The organism is Pseudomonas brassicacearum (assembly GCF_918698105.1).
Taxonomy (GTDB): domain Bacteria; phylum Pseudomonadota; class Gammaproteobacteria; order Pseudomonadales; family Pseudomonadaceae; genus Aquipseudomonas; species Aquipseudomonas brassicacearum_F.
In genome coordinates, this window is the sequence record NZ_CAKKMI010000004.1 from 71,446 (window position 1) to 88,720 (window position 17,275).

Here is a 17,275-nt window from a genome sequence, read left to right on the forward strand (position 1 = left end):
TCTCAGATTACTCGAAACCGGGGCGAGAGTGCTTTTGTGGCGAGGGAGCTTGCTCCCGCTGGGCTGCGAAGCGGCCCCAAAAGCAAAGACTCAATCCACCTGTCACACCGAGGCGCCAGGTTCAGGGTTGCTTCGCAACCCAGCGGGAGCAAGCTCCCTCGCCACAAAAAGCGCTTCAGCCATTGATGGGGCTTAGTGCGGGGAATAGACCGTCAGCATCTGCCCAGGCTTGAGTGCCTTGCCCATCCGCGGGTTCCAGCGCTTGAGGTGCTGCATTTCGACGTTGAAGCGCTTGGCGACGACGTACAGCGAGTCACCTTGCTTGACCTTGTATTGGGTCTGCTTCTTCTGGTTCTTGCTATTGGCAGCCACCACGGTACTGATGCGCTTGCCAGTGGCCTTGCTGGCCTTGGCGTCTTGCATCACCAGGGTCTGGCCGACCTTGAGCTTGTTGCCGCTGAGCTTGTTCCAGCGTTGCAGGTCTTTGGTCTGGACGTTATTGGCCTTGGCGATCTGGGCGAGGTTGTCGCCGCGCTTGACACGGTAGGTGCGCCGGGCGCCCTCCACGTCGCTGTCGTCGGCTGTCTCAAACACCGGCTTGAGCGGGCGCTGGCTGATCAACTCTTCGGGGCGCATGGTCGACAGGCTGGCGGTCAGCAACTGGGCCTTGGACGTGGGCACCAGCAGGTGCTGGGGGCCGTCGATGGTGGTGCGCTGCTTGAAGGCCGGGTTGAGCTGGAACAGCTCGTCTTCGTCGATGTTGGCCACCGCCGCGACCTTGGACAGGTCCATGCGCTGGTTGATCTCGACGACCTGGAAATAGGGTTCGTTGGCGATCGGGTTGAGGTTCACGCCATAGGCATCGGGCGAGAGCACCACTTGGGACAGCGCCAGCAACTTCGGCACGTAGGCCTGGGTCTCGCTGGGCAGCGGCAGGTTCCAGTAGTCGGTAGGCAGGCCGAGCTTCTCGTTGCGCTCGATGGCGCGGCTGACCGTGCCCTCGCCGGCGTTGTAGGCGGCCAGCGCCAGCAACCAATCGCCGTTGAACATGTCGTGCAGGCGCGTCAGGTAGTCCAGGGCGGCCGTGGTGGAGGCGGTGATGTCGCGGCGCCCGTCATAGAAGCGGGTCTGGCGCAGGTTGAAGTAACGCCCCGTGGACGGGATGAATTGCCACAGGCCCACGGCGTTGGCCCGGGAATAGGCCATGGGGTTGTAGGCACTCTCGATCACCGGCAGCAACGCCAGCTCCAGCGGCATGTTGCGCTCTTCGAGGCGTTCGACGATGTAATGGATGTACAGGCTGCCGCGCTCACCGGCGTTTTCCATGAAGGAAGGGTTGCTAGCGAACCACAGGCGCTGTTGCTCGATACGCGGGTTGACGCCGGCCGTTTCCTGCAACTGGAAACCCTGGCGCATGCGCTCCCAGACATCCTGGGGCACTTGGGGGCTGGGTTTCTCACTGAGCCATACCGGCTTCTGCTTGGCGCGAGCGGCGATATTCGGCGTGTGCGCCGCGTCGGTCTGGGGCAGCTGGCTCGTGCTCTGGCAGCCCGCCAATGTGGCGGACACGGCCACCGCAATGGCTTGAGCCAAGCGGGTCAATGTGTCTGACTGGACGGACCTGCGTATAGATGACGACATTGGCTGGAAGTAAGTTCCGGGCAAAAATGTCGGCCGATTCTAGGAAGCGCACCCCAACAGGTCAACCTTTCAGAATTTTTGTATCAATCGATGGCTGCCTTAGAACGTATCTTTCCAAGCCCTCAAGGCCGCAAAAACCTCACTCGGCGTCTGGTTTCGCTGGCCGTTCCGTTCGTCTGCTTTTTGTTTAACAGATGTTTCAGTCGTGCGCAGGAACGGGTTGGTGAGTTTTTCCAGGGCCAGGGTCGAGGGCAGCGTCATGATGTCTTCGCTGCGTTGGCGGCTGACTTTTTCCAGGCGGGCGGCGATGTCCGGGTTGCCGGGCTCCACGGCGGCCGCGAACTTCAGGTTGCTGAGGGTATATTCATGGGTGCAGTAGACCAGCGTATCTTCAGGCAGGGCGGCGAGGCGACTGAGCGAATGGTGCATTTGTGCAGGCGTGCCTTCGAAGAGCCGGCCGCAACCGGCGGCGAACAGGGTGTCGCCACAGAACAGCAGGCCATGGTGGTAGTAGGCGATGTGCCCCAGGGTATGGCCAGGCACGGCGTAGACATCGAAGTCCCAGCCGAGCACGCTGACCTTGTCGTTGTCATGCAGGGCCTTGTCCCGTGCCGGGATGTTTTCGCTGGCCGGGCCGTAAACGGTGGCGTTCGTCGCAGTCTTCAGCGCCTGGACGCCGCCGACGTGATCATGGTGATGGTGGGTGATCAGGATGTCGCTCAGGACCCAGTCCGGATGGGCCTCGAGCCAGGCTTGCACCGGCGCGGCGTCACCCGGGTCGACCACGGCGCAGCGCTGGGTGGCGTGGTCCTGTAACAACCAGATGTAGTTATCGGTGAATGCGGGCAGGGCACTGATCTGTATCATCGTGGAATTCGCCAAGCGGAAAACAAAGGCGCATCTTAGAACTTCCTGACGCGTTGGAGAATGCAATGACCGATGAAGCGTTCGCTCAGGCTGATCCTGACTGGCTGGCGTTGATCAGCGCCGCCCGTGAATGGCTGTCCGGCCCTGTCGGGCAGTTTTTGCTGGAAGAAGAACGGCGCATGCTCGAAGACGAGTTGAGCCGGTTCTTCGGCGGCTACCTGGTGCACTACGGGCCTTCGGCGCAAACGCCGCCGTCGGCACCGCAAGTCCAGCGCAACGTGCGCCTGGGGGCACCGTTGCCCGGGGTGGAAATCGTCTGCGAGGAGCAGGCCTGGCCGTTGAGCGAGCACGCCGCCGACGTGGTGGTCATGCAGCACGGCCTGGATTTCTGCCTGTCGCCCCACGGCTTGTTGCGTGAAGCCGCCAGCAGCGTACGCCCCGGCGGGCACCTGTTGATCATCGGCATCAACCCCTGGAGCGCTTGGGGCTTGCGTCATGTGTTTGCCCACGACGCCTTGCGCCAGGCCCGTTGCATCTCGGCGTCGAGGGTCGGCGACTGGCTCAACCTGCTGGGCTTTGCGCTGGAGAAACGCCGCTTCGGGTGCTATCGTCCGCCGCTTGCGTCGCCCAAGTGGCAGGCGCGCCTGGCCGGCTGGGAGCGCAAGGCCGGTGACTGGCAGCTGTCCGGCGGCGGTTTCTACCTGTTGGTGGCGCGCAAGATCGCGGTCGGGCTGCGCCCAGTGCGCCAGGTGCGACGCGAGCCGATGGGCAAGCTGATTCCCTTGCCAATGGCCAAGGTCAATCGTCGCCACATAGAGCTGTAACCTTTTCGATGGTTTGCCGGTATCGGGCAGCGGGTGTTGTCGGGCCCGATCGGCGGGCCTTTGCATTTTTTCTGGATAGATTGGCATGAGCGATAGCGTAGAACTCTTCACTGATGGCGCCTGCAAGGGCAACCCCGGTCCGGGCGGCTGGGGCGCGTTGCTGGTGTGCAAGGGCGTGGAGAAGGAACTCTGGGGCGGCGAAACCAATACCACCAACAATCGCATGGAACTGATGGGCGCCATCCGTGGCCTGGAAGAACTCAAGCGGCCCTGCGATGTGCTACTGGTGACCGACTCGCAGTACGTCATGAAAGGCATCAACGAGTGGATGGCCAACTGGAAGAAGCGCGGCTGGAAGACGGCGGCGAAGGAACCGGTAAAAAACGCCGACCTCTGGAAGCTGCTGGATGAACAGGTCAACCGCCACAATGTCACCTGGAAATGGGTACGTGGCCACATCGGCCACCACGGCAACGAACGGGCCGACCAGTTGGCCAATCGTGGGGTCGATGAGGTGCGGGGCTACAAGCAGGCTTGATAGGGCATAGTCAGGATCTGCACAGGATGACACCTGTGGTGCGGGAGCTTTTGTGGCGAGGGAGCTTGCTCCCGCTGGACTGCGAAGCAGGCCCCTGGGGCGGTCGCTGCGCAACCGAGCGCGAGCAAGCTCCCTCGCCACAAAAGCAGTCTCCGGCTAATTCTTCGCATGAGCGTGTTAACATCCGCGCTTTTGCAAGACTGCCCGTTGAGAGCTGAACACTGATGGCCAACAGATCTGTAGTGCTGGATACCGAAACCACCGGCATGCCGGTGACCGATGGTCACCGGATTATTGAAATCGGTTGTGTCGAGCTGATCGGCCGGCGCCTGACCGGTCGCCATTTCCACGTTTACCTGCAACCGGATCGCGAAAGTGACGAAGGCGCCATCGGCGTGCACGGCATCACCAACGAATTTCTGGTGGGCAAGCCGCGTTTCGCCGAAGTGGCCGATGAGTTCTTCGAATTCATCCAGGGCGCGCAGCTGATCATCCATAACGCGGCGTTCGACGTCGGGTTCATCAACAACGAATTCGCCCTGATGGGCCAGCACGACCGGGCTGACATTACCCAGCATTGCACCATCCTCGATACCCTGATGATGGCCCGGGAACGTCACCCTGGGCAGCGCAACAGCCTTGACGCCTTGTGCAAGCGCTACGGGGTCGACAACTCCGGTCGTGAGCTGCACGGCGCCTTGCTCGACTCCGAGATCCTGGCCGACGTCTACCTGACCATGACCGGCGGCCAGACCAGCCTGTCCCTGGCCGGTAACGCCTCGGACGGCAACGGTACGGGGGAAGGCTCTGGCAACCAGGCCACGGAAATCCGGCGTTTGCCCGCCGACCGCCAGCCATCGCGGATTATCCGCGCCAGCGAAAGCGACCTGGCCGAACATGCCGCGCGTCTGGAAGCCATCGCCAAGTCTGCAGGTGCTCCGGCATTGTGGACGCAGTTGGCCGAGTCGCAGGCCGCTTCGCACTGATGAAACCCTGTGAGAGCCATGCTGTTCATTCAAGGTAAGAAAAGAACCTGTGGCGAGGGAGCTTGCTCCCGCTCGGTTGCGTAGCGACCGCAAGATTTTGGGGCCGCTTCGCAGCCCAGCGGGAGCAAGCTCCCTCGCCACAATAATCCAGGCAATCCTTGTGTGAACCACTGCATCCATCGTCCATTTCTCGCCACAATCGCCACGACCTTCTAACCTGAGGTAACGGGCAGGCTACGGATCCCGCTTGATGTGTGAAGATTTGAAAGACAAGGGCAATGGATGGCACCACGCCGTTGGTTGCCTCAAGGAATGAGGACCTTCCCCAGTATGCAACCGGTCATGAATCCCAAGCACCCCGGGTTGTCGGTGCGCGTCGTCGATGACGGCTTTGCCGCTTATATCTGGGGCAGTGACTTCAGTTTCGAAGTCAGCGACTACGCGACGGCGCAGATCGGTCGTCCTGTCAGCCAGTGGCCGGTGACCCCCATTGTTCCCTATCGCAAGTGCTATGGCATCGATCCCGAGGAGTTCAGCAGCTTCCGCGATGCCCCGGACAGCGAGATCTTCATGGCTTATCTCGACGACCAGCCCGTGGGGCATCTGGTGGTCAGTACCAACTGGAATGGCTATGCCCACATCGACGAGTTGGCGGTACACGCCCCGGCCCGTCGCCACGGGGTGGCCAAGGCATTGCTGGATGTCGCCCAGTTCTGGAGTCGCAAGAAAAAACTGCCGGGCATCATGCTCGAGACCCAGAACAACAATCTGGGTGCCTGCCGGCTCTATGAGCGTTGCGGCTACGTGCTTGGCGGTATCGATCACCTGCGCTATCGCGGCATTGACCGGCATACCGCCGAAGTGGCGTTGTTCTGGTACCGGCTGTTCGACGATCCGCTGGGCATGTCGATCAGTGGCTCAGCAACGCCTCGGCTTGTTCCGTAATCCGTTCCAGCAGCGATTGGACGGTGGGTGAGGGCTGCGTGCCGTTCAGGCTCAACGCATAGAGGCCAATCGCAATGGCGGGCGATACCGGGCAGACGTCCAGGCCGCTGCCCTTGGCACCCGAAGCGGTGAACGGGTCGACGATGGCAAGGCCTTCGCCGGCCTCGACCATGGCGCGCATCATCTGATGGGTCTGGACGCGGATCTGGATCATCGGCGCCGGACGCAGCGCCGCCAGTTTATGCTCGAACGCCGGGCTCAGCGGGTCATGGCCGTCCAGGCCTACCAACGGCTGGCCCGCCAGGTCCTGGAGCGAAATGTATTTCTGTCGTGGTTGCAGCCAGCCGTGAGGTGCGAGCAATTGCAGCTTGCCCTGGGCGATCATCTGGCAATGGATGTCGGGGTGTTCGGGGTCGTGCAAGCTCAGCCCCAGGTCGCTTTCACGCAACAGCAGGCTGTGGACGATGTCGCGGGTCGGTTGGCTGAGGAGGGTGCAGGGCGCATCCGGATGGCGGCGACGCAAGGCGGCGATGCTCTGGGGCAACAACTGCTGGGCCAGCGGCGGCGTGCAGATAACGCGCAAGGGCGGCGCCTGATAGTGTTTCAGGCTGCTGGCCAGGCGCTGCACGGGTTCGAGGGTGTCGTACACCCGCGTGATGCCGTCGCGCAATTCAAGGGTTTCCCGGGTGGCCTGCAAACGCCCGCGCACGCTGGCAAATAGCATGAAGCCCAACTGGGCCTCGGCATCGCGCAGGATCGCCTCGACCTCTGCCACCGGCAGTTGCAGCCATTCGGCCGCCGTGCCGAGGTGGCCGGTTTGCAGCAGCGCCTGGATCACTTCGATGTGGCGTAAACGCATGCAAGAAGTCCATGTTCGGCGGGTGAGCCATTGAGTGGCTGAATCCTAACCCAAGTCCGGGCATGACTTCTGCTCATAACCAATTGGTTACAGCGCGATTTGCGTTTCAGTGGGTGTTTGCGCCTGCAGTGGCGTTTCCGGTTCGCGCGTCAATTCGATTTGAGATTGCACCAGCATAAATTTGCCGTCTTCGAGTTTATTGACTCGATCACCGATGGCCAGCTTATAAGTGGTGACAGGCTCCTTGCCGTTTCCGTCGGGCGACGGGGTCGATTCCTGGAACTCATGCACCGAATAGACGCGACCTTCGGCGTCCCGCGCATGAAATTGTCCGACAAGTACTGCTGCCATTGCTTAGAACCTCTGGAAATAAATCACTCGATTTGCGGTTCTGTAGACCTTGGTCAAGCGCGGTAAGTTTTCCTACATGAAAAAAATAGTCCAGCCGACGGGTTTTCGTCGCTCCACTGGTCCAATTGTCACCCCGATCATCTATAACTACAGGCTCCTTTGAGCCGACAGTCGAGAAGCCTCTCATGAGTAATGTCTACACAGTGGCCGTTTTGGTGGGCAGCCTGCGCAAGGCATCGATCAACCGCAAGGTCGCGCTGGCACTGGCTGACCTGGCGCCAGCCAACCTCAAGCTGACGATCATCGAGATCGGCGAGTTGCCGCTCTACAACGAAGACATCGATGTTTCCCCTCCGGCAGCCTACAGCACTTTCCGTCAGCAGGTGGGCGCGGCCGACGCTTTGTTGTTCGTCACGCCTGAATACAACCGATCGGTACCGGCGCCGTTGAAAAATGCCATCGACGTCGGCTCGCGCCCCTACGGCCAGAGTTGCCTGAGCGGCAAGCCGGGCGCGGTGATCAGCGCTTCGCCGGGTGCCATCGGGGGTTTTGGTGCCAACCATCATTTGCGCCAGTCGCTGGTATTTCTTGACGTTCCCTGCATGCAACAGCCGGAAGCCTACCTGAGCGGTGCCGGGACGGCGTTTGACGAGGCGGGCAACCTATCGGAGTCGGTACGGCCGTTCCTGCAAACGTTCATCAATGCCTACGGCAAGTGGGTCGAGCAACACAAGAAGGCTTGATACCCCTCTGGCACTTCAAGCCAAGCACCTTTGTGGCGAAGTGATTTCCTGTGGGAGCAAGGCTTGCCCGCGATGGCCGCAGCGCGGTTTACCAGCTCAACCGCGATATCGTTCATCGCGGGCAAGCCTTGCTCCCACGGTGGGATAACCCTCTCTCGCGACATCGGCAACTCATCTGCGCTTTACTGGATATTCGAATTTCCATATATTCGCCCCTTCGCACCACCAGGCCGTTCTTCGTTTGACTCCCTCTTTTCAATCCTCCTTCCAAGGCTGTTGCGCATGCTGATCGCGTCGTTGATTTTCCTGCTGACCATTACGTTGGTGATCTGGCAGCCCAAGGGGCTTGGCGTCGGCTGGAGCGCGACGCTCGGCGCGCTGCTGGCGTTGTTGAGCGGGGTGGTGCAGGTCGGTGACATTGCGCTGGTCTGGCAGATCATCTGGAACGCCACCGGTACATTTGTCGCGTTGATCATCATCAGCCTGCTGCTGGACGAGGCCGGCTTCTTCGCCTGGGCGGCCTTGCACGTGGCCCGTTGGGGAAAGGGCAGCGGGCGCAAGTTGTTTGCGTTCATGGTGCTGCTGGGGGCGCTGGTCTCGGCGTTGTTTGCCAATGACGGGGCGGCGTTGATCCTGACGCCCATCGTGATTTCGATGCTGCTGGCGTTGCGGTTTTCCCCGGCGGCGACCCTGGCCTTCGTGATGGGCGCCGGCTTCATTGCCGACTCCGCGAGCCTGCCGCTGGTGGTGTCGAACCTGGTGAACATCGTCTCGGCGGACTTCTTCGGCATTGGCTTCAACCGCTATGCGGCGGTCATGGTGCCGGTGAACCTGGTCAGCGTGGCGGCCAGCCTGGCGATCTTGCTGTGGTTCTTTCGTCGCGACATCCCGCGCGACTACGACCCGCATCAACTGGACGATCCGGCGACGGCGATCCATGACAAGGCAACGTTTTATGCCGGCTGGGCGGTGCTGGTGATCCTGCTGCTGGGCTGCTTTGCGCTGGAGCCGCTGGGGATCCCCATCAGCGCGATTTCGGCGGTCTGTGCCGCGTTGCTGCTGGCTGTCGCGGCCCGCGGCCACAAGATTTCCACCCGCAAGGTGATGAAGGAAGCGCCGTGGCAGATCGTGATTTTCTCCCTCGGCATGTACCTGGTGGTCTATGGCCTGCGCAATGCCGGGCTGACCGGCTACCTGGCCCATTGGCTCGACGGCTTCGCCGAATATGGCGTGTGGGGTGCGGCCATGGGCACCGGCATACTGACGGCGTTGCTCTCGTCGGCCATGAACAATCTGCCGACGGTGCTGGTCGGCGCCTTGTCCATCGATGCCAGCCAGGCCACCGGGGTGGTGAAGGAGGCGATGATCTACGCCAACGTCATCGGCAGCGACCTGGGCCCGAAAATCACCCCGATCGGCAGCCTGGCGACTTTGCTGTGGCTGCATGTATTGGCGCGCAAGAACATCCAGATCGGCTGGGGGTATTACTTCAAGGTCGGGATCGTGCTGACGGTGCCGGTGCTGTTGGTGACGTTGGCGGCTTTGGCTGTGCGGTTGTCCTTCTAGACCGAGTTGGCTTCATCGCGAGCAGGCTCGCTCCCACATTGGAATGCATTCTCCTCTATGAATGTGCTCCCCTGTGGGAGCGAGCTTGCTCGCGATGAGGCCCTGGCAGACACTCCAAAACTCAGCTGTTTTGGCCCGGCACATCCGGCCAAAGATCGGCCACCAGGAATAGCCGCTCAGCTTCTTCCCACTCCCCCTCGGCATTTTCAGTCAGGCGCACCATCAACTGCGCCGGCGCCATCGGGTCAAGGTCCAGCCGCCAAGCGTCCAATTGCGCCGTGCTCCAGGTTTGCTCCGCCGGATAATGCGCCGGGGCCAGCCAGGCGGCGCGGGGCAGGGGTTGCCAGCGCCCAGGTGGGCGCTGGGCGACGAATGCAGGCCAATCCCGCTGATGCAGCCAACTGCCTCGCAAATGCCGGGGGTGCGCGCCGGCCGGCGGTTCGGCCTGGCCCGGCCAGGGATACAGCAAATACCCGCCCAGCCAGAGTTCGGAACGAAACAGCTCGATGCCTGAAGGCTCGATACCCAATGCCGCCAGGGCCTCACGGCTTTCCGGGCGGGCCGAGATGGGCAATTGGTGTTCGCGCAGATGCGTCAGCTTGCGGTCGAGTCGGTCATGGCAACCCGGCCCGAGCCACTGCGCGGTGTCCCGGCCATCGCCTTCCTGCGGGCCGAGGTACAGCTTGATCGCCAACTCCAGATGATGGACACCGTCACGATCGCGCAGCAGCAGGTCCAGTTCACCCAGGGTATGGCCTTCGTGGCGGATCGGCAGGTTCGCGGCAATCAGCTCGATGCCCGGGGCGTGCTGCACGGCAAACTGCCACAGCCTTTCGTAATACAGGCCCAGGCGACGCGTGCGTCCCAGGGACAGGCAGTGCAGCAGTGGGTAGCTGTCACGGTCCAGTTGTCGCAGCCAATGCTCCAGCTGACCCGGCGCCTGCACCCAGTCACTGCCGGCCAGGGGATGGCGCTGGGGCCAGGGCGTGTCGATGAGCATCGGCGGGGCGATGATCACCCACGCGAGGTCGCGCACTTCGGGATGGCGAAGGCGGCGGGGCAAGTCCAGCAATTCAGGGAACAGGATCATTTTGCGAGCATAGCTGCTGCGACGAAGGCTTAAAGGATTTTGTCTATGGAGCGCTTTCGCCCATAATCGTGGTTTTCGCCCGTCGCAGACCCTCGCAGGAGCCTCATGGAGCAATTTCGCAATATCGGCATCATCGGTCGCCTGGGCAGTTCGCAGGTGTTGGACACCGTTCGCCGTCTCAAACGTTTCCTCCTGGAGCGACACCTGCATGTGATCCTCGAAGATACCATCGCCGAAGTCTTGCCGGGCCATGGCCTGCAGACGTCGTCGCGCAAGATGCTGGGCGAGGTCTGCGACATGGTGATCGTGGTCGGCGGCGACGGCAGCCTGCTGGGGGCCGCGCGGGCCCTGGCGCGGCACAATATCCCGGTGCTGGGGATCAACCGGGGCAGCCTGGGGTTCCTCACCGATATCCGCCCTGACGAGCTGGAAACCAAGGTCGCCGAGGTGCTGGACGGCCACTACCTGGTGGAAAACCGCTTCCTGCTGCAAGCCGAGGTCCGTCGTCACGCCGAGGCCATCGGCCAGGGCGATGCTCTCAATGACGTGGTGCTGCACCCCGGCAAATCCACGCGCATGATCGAATTCGAGCTGTACATCGACGGCCAGTTCGTCTGCAGCCAGAAGGCCGACGGCCTGATCGTCGCCACACCCACCGGTTCCACGGCCTACGCGCTGTCGGCCGGTGGGCCGATCATGCACCCCAAGCTCGACGCTATTGTGATTGTGCCCATGTACCCCCATACCTTGTCTGGGCGACCGATTGTGGTCGATGGCAACAGTGAGCTGAAAATCGTCGTGTCCAAGGATATGCAGATCTACCCGCAAGTGTCCTGTGACGGCCAGAACCATTTCACCTGCGCGCCGGGTGACACCATCACCGTCAGCAAGAAAGCGCAGAAGCTGCGCCTGATCCATCCGCTGGATCACAATTACTACGAAGTCTGCCGGACCAAGCTCGGCTGGGGCAGTCGGTTGGGGGGTGGAGGCGACTGATGCTCGATCCTGCGCGCAGTTACGATTTGATCGGTGACGTGCACGGATGCGCCCTGACCCTGGAACACCTGCTGGACCGACTCGGTTACCACAAGCAGGGCGGGGTCTGGCGGCATCCGTCGCGCATGGCCGTGTTCCTGGGGGACATCATCGACCGTGGCCCGCGGATTCGCGAGGCGCTGCACATCGTCCACGACATGGTCGTGGCCGGCCAGGCGCTGTGCATCATGGGCAACCACGAGTTCAACGCCCTGGGCTGGAGCACACCGGCATTGCCCGGCAGCGGCCAGCGCTACGTGCGCGAGCACACGCCGCGCCATGCCCGCCTGCTCAACGAGACCCTGACCCAGTTCGAGCAGCATCCCGGCGACTGGCATGACTTTCTCAAGTGGTTCTACGAGCTGCCGCTGTTTGTCGACGCCGGCCGGTTCCGGGTGGTGCATGCCTGTTGGGATGCAGGCCTGATCGAACCGCTGCGTGGCCTGTTCCCGGACGGTTGTGTCGACGAGCATTTCCTCCAGGCCTCGGCGCAACCGGGCAGTTTTGCCTGCACGGTGTTCGATCGTTTGCTGCGTGGCACGGACATGCGCCTGCCTCATGGCCTGACGCTGACCGGTGGCGATGGCCTGACCCGTTCGTTTTTCCGCACCAAGTTCTGGGAAGACAACCCGCAGACCTATGGCGACATCGTGTTCCAGCCCGACGCCTTGCCGGAACCGGTGGCCCGCACGCCGCTGTCGCCGGATGAAAAAAACAACCTGCTGCGCTATGGCGTCCATGAACCGTTGCTGTTCGTCGGCCACTATTGGCGCAGCGGCAAACCCGCGCCCATTCGCCCGAACCTGGCCTGCCTGGATTACAGCGCGGTGCTCTACGGCAAGCTGGTCGCCTATCGCCTCGACCAGGAAACCCGCCTGGACCCGCACAAGTTCGTCTGGGTCGATGTCGAGCGGCCGGAGGTGGTGCAATGAGCGTCGTCGCGGTTTTGCGCCTGCCCCTGGCAGTGGACCTGAGCGGCTTCGTCAAGCTGCTGCAACGCATGCAGGTGCCCCATCGTGTCAGCGAAGAGGCGGGCGAACAGGTGCTTTGGGTGCCGGATGAAATCAGTGAGGACGTGCGTTCGTTGTACGCACGTTTCCCCGCTGGCGATCCCGAGCAACAACTGGCACTGCCGGACACCGGCAGTACGTCCCGGCGAGCGGGGTTTGTCCAGCAACTGAGGCGCAGTCCAGTGACGGCCGTGGTGTTGTTGCTGAGCCTGATCGTCAGCGCGGTCACCCTGCTGGGGGAGAATCTTGAGACCCTGCGCTGGCTGACCTTCCTCGAGTTCCGCGTCGTTGGCGACTACATCCAGTTCACGCCGCTGGCCGATAGCCTGGCGGCGGGGCAGTGGTGGCGCCTGGTGACGCCGATGCTGATCCACTTCGGCTTCCTGCACATCGCCATGAATGGCATGTGGTACTGGGAACTGGGACGGCGGATCGAAGCGCGCCAGGGCGGTATCAACCTGTTGGGGCTGACGCTGCTGTTCAGCCTCGTCTCCAATTTTGCCCAGTACTTTTTCAGCGGCCCGACGCTGTTCGGCGGCTTGTCGGGGGTGTTGTACGGTTTGCTGGGCCATTGCTGGATCTACCAATTGCTCGCACCGAACCCGGCCTATCACTTGCCCCGCGGGGTGTTGGTGATGATGCTGGTGTGGTTGCTGCTGTGCCTGTCCGGGCTGGTTTCGCTGATCGGTTTCGGTGAAATCGCCAATGCGGCCCACGTCGGCGGGCTGCTCGTCGGCTGCTTCACGGGTTTGTTGGGCGGGCTGTTCGCTCGCCGTAAAATGGCCCTTTGACCGGCACCTGTGTCTTTTGAGAATGCGCGATTTGCGCGGAGAACCCATGTCTTCCTTCAACGAAATGATCCAGAACATCACCCCCGACATCTACCGGAGCCTGAAGCTGGCGGTGGAAATCGGTAAATGGGCCGACGGCAACAAGCTCACCGCCGAGCAGCGCGAGCTGTCGCTGCAGGCGATGATCGCCTGGGAAATCCAGAACCTGCCCGAAGAGGAGCGTACCGGTTACATGGGCGCGCAGGAATGTCATTCGAAGTCCACTGAAGTGCCGAATATCCTGTTCAAGTCGGACGCCATCCATTGATCGAGATTGGCCGCGGTGCAATCAGCAAGATGTCGGCACGCCTTGACGGGCCGACCGTTCAATACGCCTTTCGCCTGGGCGATGTCGAGGTGCCGGTCAATCCGTTGATCGGCAGCACGGTGCGCCTGGAGTACCTCGGCGCAATCCATTGCACCCACTGCGGACGCCGGACCAAGACCAGCTTCAGCCAGGGTTATTGCTACCCCTGCATGACCAAGCTGGCCCAGTGCGACCTGTGCATCATGAGCCCCGAGCGTTGCCATTACGAGGCGGGCACCTGCCGCGACCCGGCCTGGGGCGAGCAATTCTGCATGACCGATCATGTGGTCTACCTGGCCAACTCCTCGGGCGTGAAAGTCGGCATCACCCGCGCCACGCAATTGCCGACCCGTTGGCTGGACCAGGGCGCCAGCCAGGCGCTGCCGATCCTGCGGGTCGCCACCCGCCAGCAATCGGGGTTTGTCGAAGACCTGTTCCGCAGCCAGGTGGCGGACAAGACCAACTGGCGCGCCTTGCTCAAGGGCGACGCCGTGGCGGTGGACCTGCCGGCGATCCGCGACGCGCTGTTCGAAAGCTGCGCCCAGGGATTGCAGGGCTTGCAGGAACGATTCGGCCTGCAAGCGATCCAGACCATAGCGGACGTCGAGCCCATCGAGATCCGTTATCCGGTGGAGCAGTACCCGGCCAAGATCGTCAGCTTCAACCTGGACAAGGACCCGATCGCCGAAGGCACGCTGCTGGGGATCAAGGGCCAGTACCTGATTTTTGACACCGGCGTGATCAACATTCGTAAATACACGGCCTACCAGCTCGCCGTGCATCAGTAGAAGGATTCGACCCATGCGCACCGAACAACCGAAGATGATTTACCTGAAGGACTATCAGGCGCCCGAGTACCTGATCGATGAGACGCACCTGACCTTCGAGTTGTTCGAGGACCACAGCCTGGTCCATGCGCAACTGGTGATGCGCCGCAACCCTGAGCGTGGCGCCGGGCTGCCGCCGCTGGTGCTCGATGGCCAGCACCTGGAGCTGATCTCGCTCAAGCTCGATGATGCCGACCTGGGGCAGGGCGACTATCAGCTGGACGACAGCCACCTGACCCTGCACCCCAAGGCCCAGGCCTTCACGGTCGACACCACCGTGCGGATCCACCCGGAAACCAACACCGCCCTGGAAGGTTTGTACAAGTCCGGCAGCATGTTCTGCACCCAGTGCGAGGCCGAGGGTTTCCGCAAGATCACCTATTACCTCGACCGCCCGGATGTGATGAGCAAGTTCACCACCACCGTGGTGGCCGAGCAGCACAGCTATCCGGTGCTGCTGTCCAACGGCAACCCGATTGCCAGCGGCCCCGGCGAAGAGGGCCGGCACTGGGCGACCTGGGAAGACCCGTTCAAGAAGCCGGCCTACCTGTTTGCCCTGGTGGCCGGCGACCTGTGGTGCGTCGAAGACACTTTCACCACGCTGAGCGAGCGCACTGTGGCGCTGCGCATCTATGTCGAGCCGGAAAACATCGACAAATGCCAGCACGCCATGACCAGCCTGAAGAAGTCGATGCGCTGGGACGAAGAGGTATACGGGCGCGAGTACGACCTGGACATCTTCATGATTGTCGCGGTCAACGATTTCAACATGGGCGCCATGGAGAACAAGGGCCTCAATATCTTCAACTCCAGCGCCGTGCTGGCCCGCGCCGAAACCGCCACCGATGCCGCGCACCAGCGGGTCGAGGCGATCGTTGCCCACGAATACTTCCATAACTGGTCGGGCAACCGCGTGACCTGCCGCGACTGGTTCCAGCTGTCGCTCAAGGAAGGTTTCACGGTGTTCCGCGACGCCGGGTTCTCGGCCGACATGAACTCCGCCACGGTCAAGCGTATCCAGGACGTGGCGTATCTGCGTACCCACCAGTTCGCCGAAGACGCCGGCCCCATGGCGCATCCGGTGCGTCCGGACAGTTTTATCGAGATCTCCAACTTCTACACCCTGACCGTGTACGAAAAGGGCTCGGAAGTGGTCGGCATGATCCACACCCTGCTGGGGGCTGAGGGTTTCCGCAAGGGCAGTGACCTGTACTTCGAACGCCACGACGGCCAGGCTGTGACCTGTGATGACTTCATCAAGGCCATGGAAGATGCCAATGGCGTCGACCTGACCCAGTTCAAGCGTTGGTACAGCCAGGCCGGTACACCACGGCTGGCGGTGAGCGAGTCTTACGACGCCGCCGCCAAGACCTACAGCCTGACGTTCAGCCAGAGCTGCCCGCCGACCCCGGACAAGCAGGAAAAACTGCCATTCGTGATTCCCGTGGAGCTCGGCCTGCTGGACAGCCAGGGTGCTGAAATCCCTCTGCGCCTGGCCGGTGAAGCCGCGGCAGACGGCACGTCCCGAGTGATCTCGGTGACCGAAGCCGAGCAGACCTTCACCTTTGTCGACATCGCCGAACAGCCGCTGCCTTCGTTGCTGCGGGGTTTCTCGGCGCCGGTGAAGCTGAGCTTCCCGTACAACCGCGACCAGTTGATGTTCCTCATGCAACACGACAGCGACGGCTTCAACCGCTGGGATGCCGGCCAGCAGCTGTCGGTGCAGGTGTTGCAGGAACTGATCGCCCAACATCAGCAGGGCGCCAAGCTCGCGCTGGATCCGCGCCTGGTCAGTGCGCTGCGCAGCGTGCTGACGGATGAGTCCCTGGACCAGGCCATGGTCGCCGAAATGCTCTCGCTGCCAAGCGAAGCCTACCTGACGGAAATCAGCGAAGTGGCTGACGTCGAGGCGATCCATGCCGCTCGTGAGTTCGCCCGCCAGCAGTTGGCCGACAACCTGTTCGAAGCCCTGTGGCTGCGTTACGCAGCCAACCGCGACCTGTCGAAGAAGACCCCTTACGTGGCCGAGGCCGAGCATTTCGCTCGTCGCGCGTTGCAGAACATCGCGCTGTCGTACCTGATGCTCACCGGCAAGCCTGAGGTGCTGAGCGCGACCCTGGAGCAGTTCGACACCGCCGACAACATGACCGAGCGCCTGACCGCGCTGGCGGTGCTGGTCAACTCGCCATTCGAAGCCGAGAAGGCCAAGGCGCTGCAAGTGTTTGCGGAGAACTTCAAGGGCAACCCACTGGTCATGGACCAATGGTTCAGCGTCCAGGCCGGCAGCCCGTTGCCGGGTGGCCTGGCGCGGGTCAAGGCATTGATGGAGCACCCGGCGTTCAATATCAAGAACCCGAACAAGGTGCGGGCGCTGGTGGGGGCGTTTGCCGGGCAGAACCTGATCAACTTCCACGCCGCCGACGGTTCGGGTTATCGCTTCCTCGCGGACCTGGTCATCCAGCTCAATGGCTTCAACCCGCAGATCGCCTCCCGGCAACTGGCCCCGCTGACTCGCTGGCGCAAATACGACAGCGCCCGCCAGGCGCTGATGAAAGCCGAGCTGGAACGCATCCTGGCGTCCGGCGGGCTGTCCGCCGATGTCTTCGAGGTGGTGAGCAAGAGCCTGGCATAAACAGGCACTGCCTTACCTTTGTGGCGAGGAAGCTTGCTCCCGCTGGCTGTAGGAGCTGTGTAGGAGCTGTGTAGGAGCTGTCGAGTGAAACGAGGCTGCGATCTTTCCCCAGACACTTGAATCTCAAGCGAAAGATCAAAAGATCGCAGGCTTCGCCAGCTCCTACAGAGGCCAGCGGGAGCAAGGTCCCTCGCCACATTCATCACCCTCACGAATGTCTTCTG

17 protein-coding genes are annotated in these 17,275 nt (G+C 62.2%); 12 read left to right on the forward strand and 5 right to left on the reverse strand.

Going from position 1 to position 17,275, the window contains the following annotated elements; all coding sequences use genetic code 11:
- Positions 1-192 precede the first annotated feature (192 nt).
- Both LQ215_RS02910 and gloB read right to left on the reverse strand, forming a co-directional pair.
- Positions 193-1,641 carry a transglycosylase SLT domain-containing protein gene (locus LQ215_RS02910; protein ID WP_230147351.1) on the reverse strand — a complete coding sequence of 483 codons (1,449 nt, stop codon included), beginning with the start codon at positions 1,639-1,641 and terminating at the stop codon, positions 193-195.
- A gap of 99 nt (positions 1,642-1,740) precedes the next feature.
- Positions 1,741-2,508 (reverse strand): hydroxyacylglutathione hydrolase, encoded by a 768-nt coding sequence (gloB, locus tag LQ215_RS02915; RefSeq protein WP_230147352.1) that lies wholly within the window; start codon positions 2,506-2,508, stop codon positions 1,741-1,743.
- Between the two features lie 65 nt (positions 2,509-2,573).
- Between gloB and LQ215_RS02920 the strand changes: the two genes are divergently transcribed.
- The 4 genes from LQ215_RS02920 to LQ215_RS02935 all read left to right on the forward strand — a co-directional run bounded on the left by LQ215_RS02920 (position 2,574) and on the right by LQ215_RS02935 (position 5,801).
- Positions 2,574-3,332, forward strand: a complete 759-nt coding sequence (locus LQ215_RS02920) for a class I SAM-dependent methyltransferase (protein ID WP_230147353.1) — start codon at positions 2,574-2,576, stop codon at positions 3,330-3,332.
- An 85-nt stretch (positions 3,333-3,417) separates the two neighbouring features.
- Positions 3,418-3,870, forward strand: a complete 453-nt coding sequence (rnhA, locus tag LQ215_RS02925; protein ID WP_058544565.1) for a ribonuclease HI — start codon at positions 3,418-3,420, stop codon at positions 3,868-3,870.
- 224 nt (positions 3,871-4,094) lie between these two features.
- On the forward strand, positions 4,095-4,856 hold the full coding sequence (dnaQ, locus tag LQ215_RS02930) for a DNA polymerase III subunit epsilon (RefSeq protein ID WP_230147354.1): 762 nt from the start codon (positions 4,095-4,097) through the stop codon (positions 4,854-4,856).
- Positions 4,857-5,186: 330 nt separating this feature from the next.
- Complete coding sequence (locus LQ215_RS02935) at positions 5,187-5,801, forward strand: GNAT family N-acetyltransferase (protein WP_230147355.1); 615 nt, start codon at positions 5,187-5,189, stop codon at positions 5,799-5,801.
- On the opposite strand, the gene LQ215_RS02940 is transcribed toward LQ215_RS02935, so the two are convergent.
- On the reverse strand, positions 5,767-6,660 hold the full coding sequence (locus LQ215_RS02940) for a LysR family transcriptional regulator (protein ID WP_230147356.1): 894 nt from the start codon (positions 6,658-6,660) through the stop codon (positions 5,767-5,769). The genes LQ215_RS02935 and LQ215_RS02940 overlap by 35 nt on opposite strands.
- An 87-nt stretch (positions 6,661-6,747) precedes the next feature.
- Positions 6,748-7,011 (reverse strand): hypothetical protein, encoded by a 264-nt coding sequence (locus tag LQ215_RS02945; protein ID WP_230147357.1) that lies wholly within the window; start codon positions 7,009-7,011, stop codon positions 6,748-6,750.
- Between the two features lie 185 nt (positions 7,012-7,196).
- Here LQ215_RS02945 and LQ215_RS02950 point away from each other — a divergent pair, with 185 nt between their 5' ends.
- Both LQ215_RS02950 and LQ215_RS02955 read left to right on the forward strand, forming a co-directional pair.
- Positions 7,197-7,754, forward strand: coding sequence for an NADPH-dependent FMN reductase (locus LQ215_RS02950; RefSeq protein ID WP_230147358.1), 558 nt, complete (start codon positions 7,197-7,199; stop codon positions 7,752-7,754).
- Positions 7,755-8,036: 282 nt separating this feature from the next.
- Entirely contained in the window at positions 8,037-9,320 is a 1,284-nt protein-coding gene (locus tag LQ215_RS02955; protein WP_230147359.1) for an arsenic transporter, read from the forward strand.
- 121 nt (positions 9,321-9,441) lie between these two features.
- On the opposite strand, the gene LQ215_RS02960 is transcribed toward LQ215_RS02955, so the two are convergent.
- Positions 9,442-10,410 carry a DUF1853 family protein gene (locus LQ215_RS02960; RefSeq protein WP_230147360.1) on the reverse strand — a complete coding sequence of 323 codons (969 nt, stop codon included), beginning with the start codon at positions 10,408-10,410 and terminating at the stop codon, positions 9,442-9,444.
- Between the two features lie 105 nt (positions 10,411-10,515).
- Between LQ215_RS02960 and LQ215_RS02965 the strand changes: the two genes are divergently transcribed.
- The 6 genes from LQ215_RS02965 to pepN are packed head-to-tail and all read left to right on the forward strand — an operon-like array spanning position 10,516 to position 17,051.
- Positions 10,516-11,406: an NAD(+) kinase gene (locus tag LQ215_RS02965; RefSeq protein WP_003202709.1), complete on the forward strand. Its 891-nt coding sequence runs from the start codon at positions 10,516-10,518 to the stop codon at positions 11,404-11,406.
- Entirely contained in the window at positions 11,403-12,377 is a 975-nt protein-coding gene (locus LQ215_RS02970; protein ID WP_172436021.1) for a metallophosphoesterase, read from the forward strand. The genes LQ215_RS02965 and LQ215_RS02970 overlap by 4 nt, the downstream gene beginning before the upstream one ends.
- The gene (locus LQ215_RS02975; RefSeq protein ID WP_230147361.1) at positions 12,374-13,246 is read left to right on the forward strand and encodes a rhomboid family intramembrane serine protease; all 873 of its coding nucleotides are present in this window, start codon (positions 12,374-12,376) and stop codon (positions 13,244-13,246) included. Before LQ215_RS02970 ends, LQ215_RS02975 begins: the two co-directional genes overlap by 4 nt.
- A gap of 46 nt (positions 13,247-13,292) precedes the next feature.
- Complete coding sequence (locus LQ215_RS02980; RefSeq protein ID WP_003202701.1) at positions 13,293-13,553, forward strand: YeaC family protein; 261 nt, start codon at positions 13,293-13,295, stop codon at positions 13,551-13,553.
- On the forward strand, positions 13,550-14,380 hold the full coding sequence (locus LQ215_RS02985; RefSeq protein WP_230147362.1) for a DUF2797 domain-containing protein: 831 nt from the start codon (positions 13,550-13,552) through the stop codon (positions 14,378-14,380). Before LQ215_RS02980 ends, LQ215_RS02985 begins: the two co-directional genes overlap by 4 nt.
- Before the next feature lie 13 nt (positions 14,381-14,393).
- Positions 14,394-17,051 (forward strand): aminopeptidase N, encoded by a 2,658-nt coding sequence (gene pepN, locus LQ215_RS02990; RefSeq protein WP_230147363.1) that lies wholly within the window; start codon positions 14,394-14,396, stop codon positions 17,049-17,051.
- The last annotated feature ends 224 nt before the right edge of the window (positions 17,052-17,275 follow it).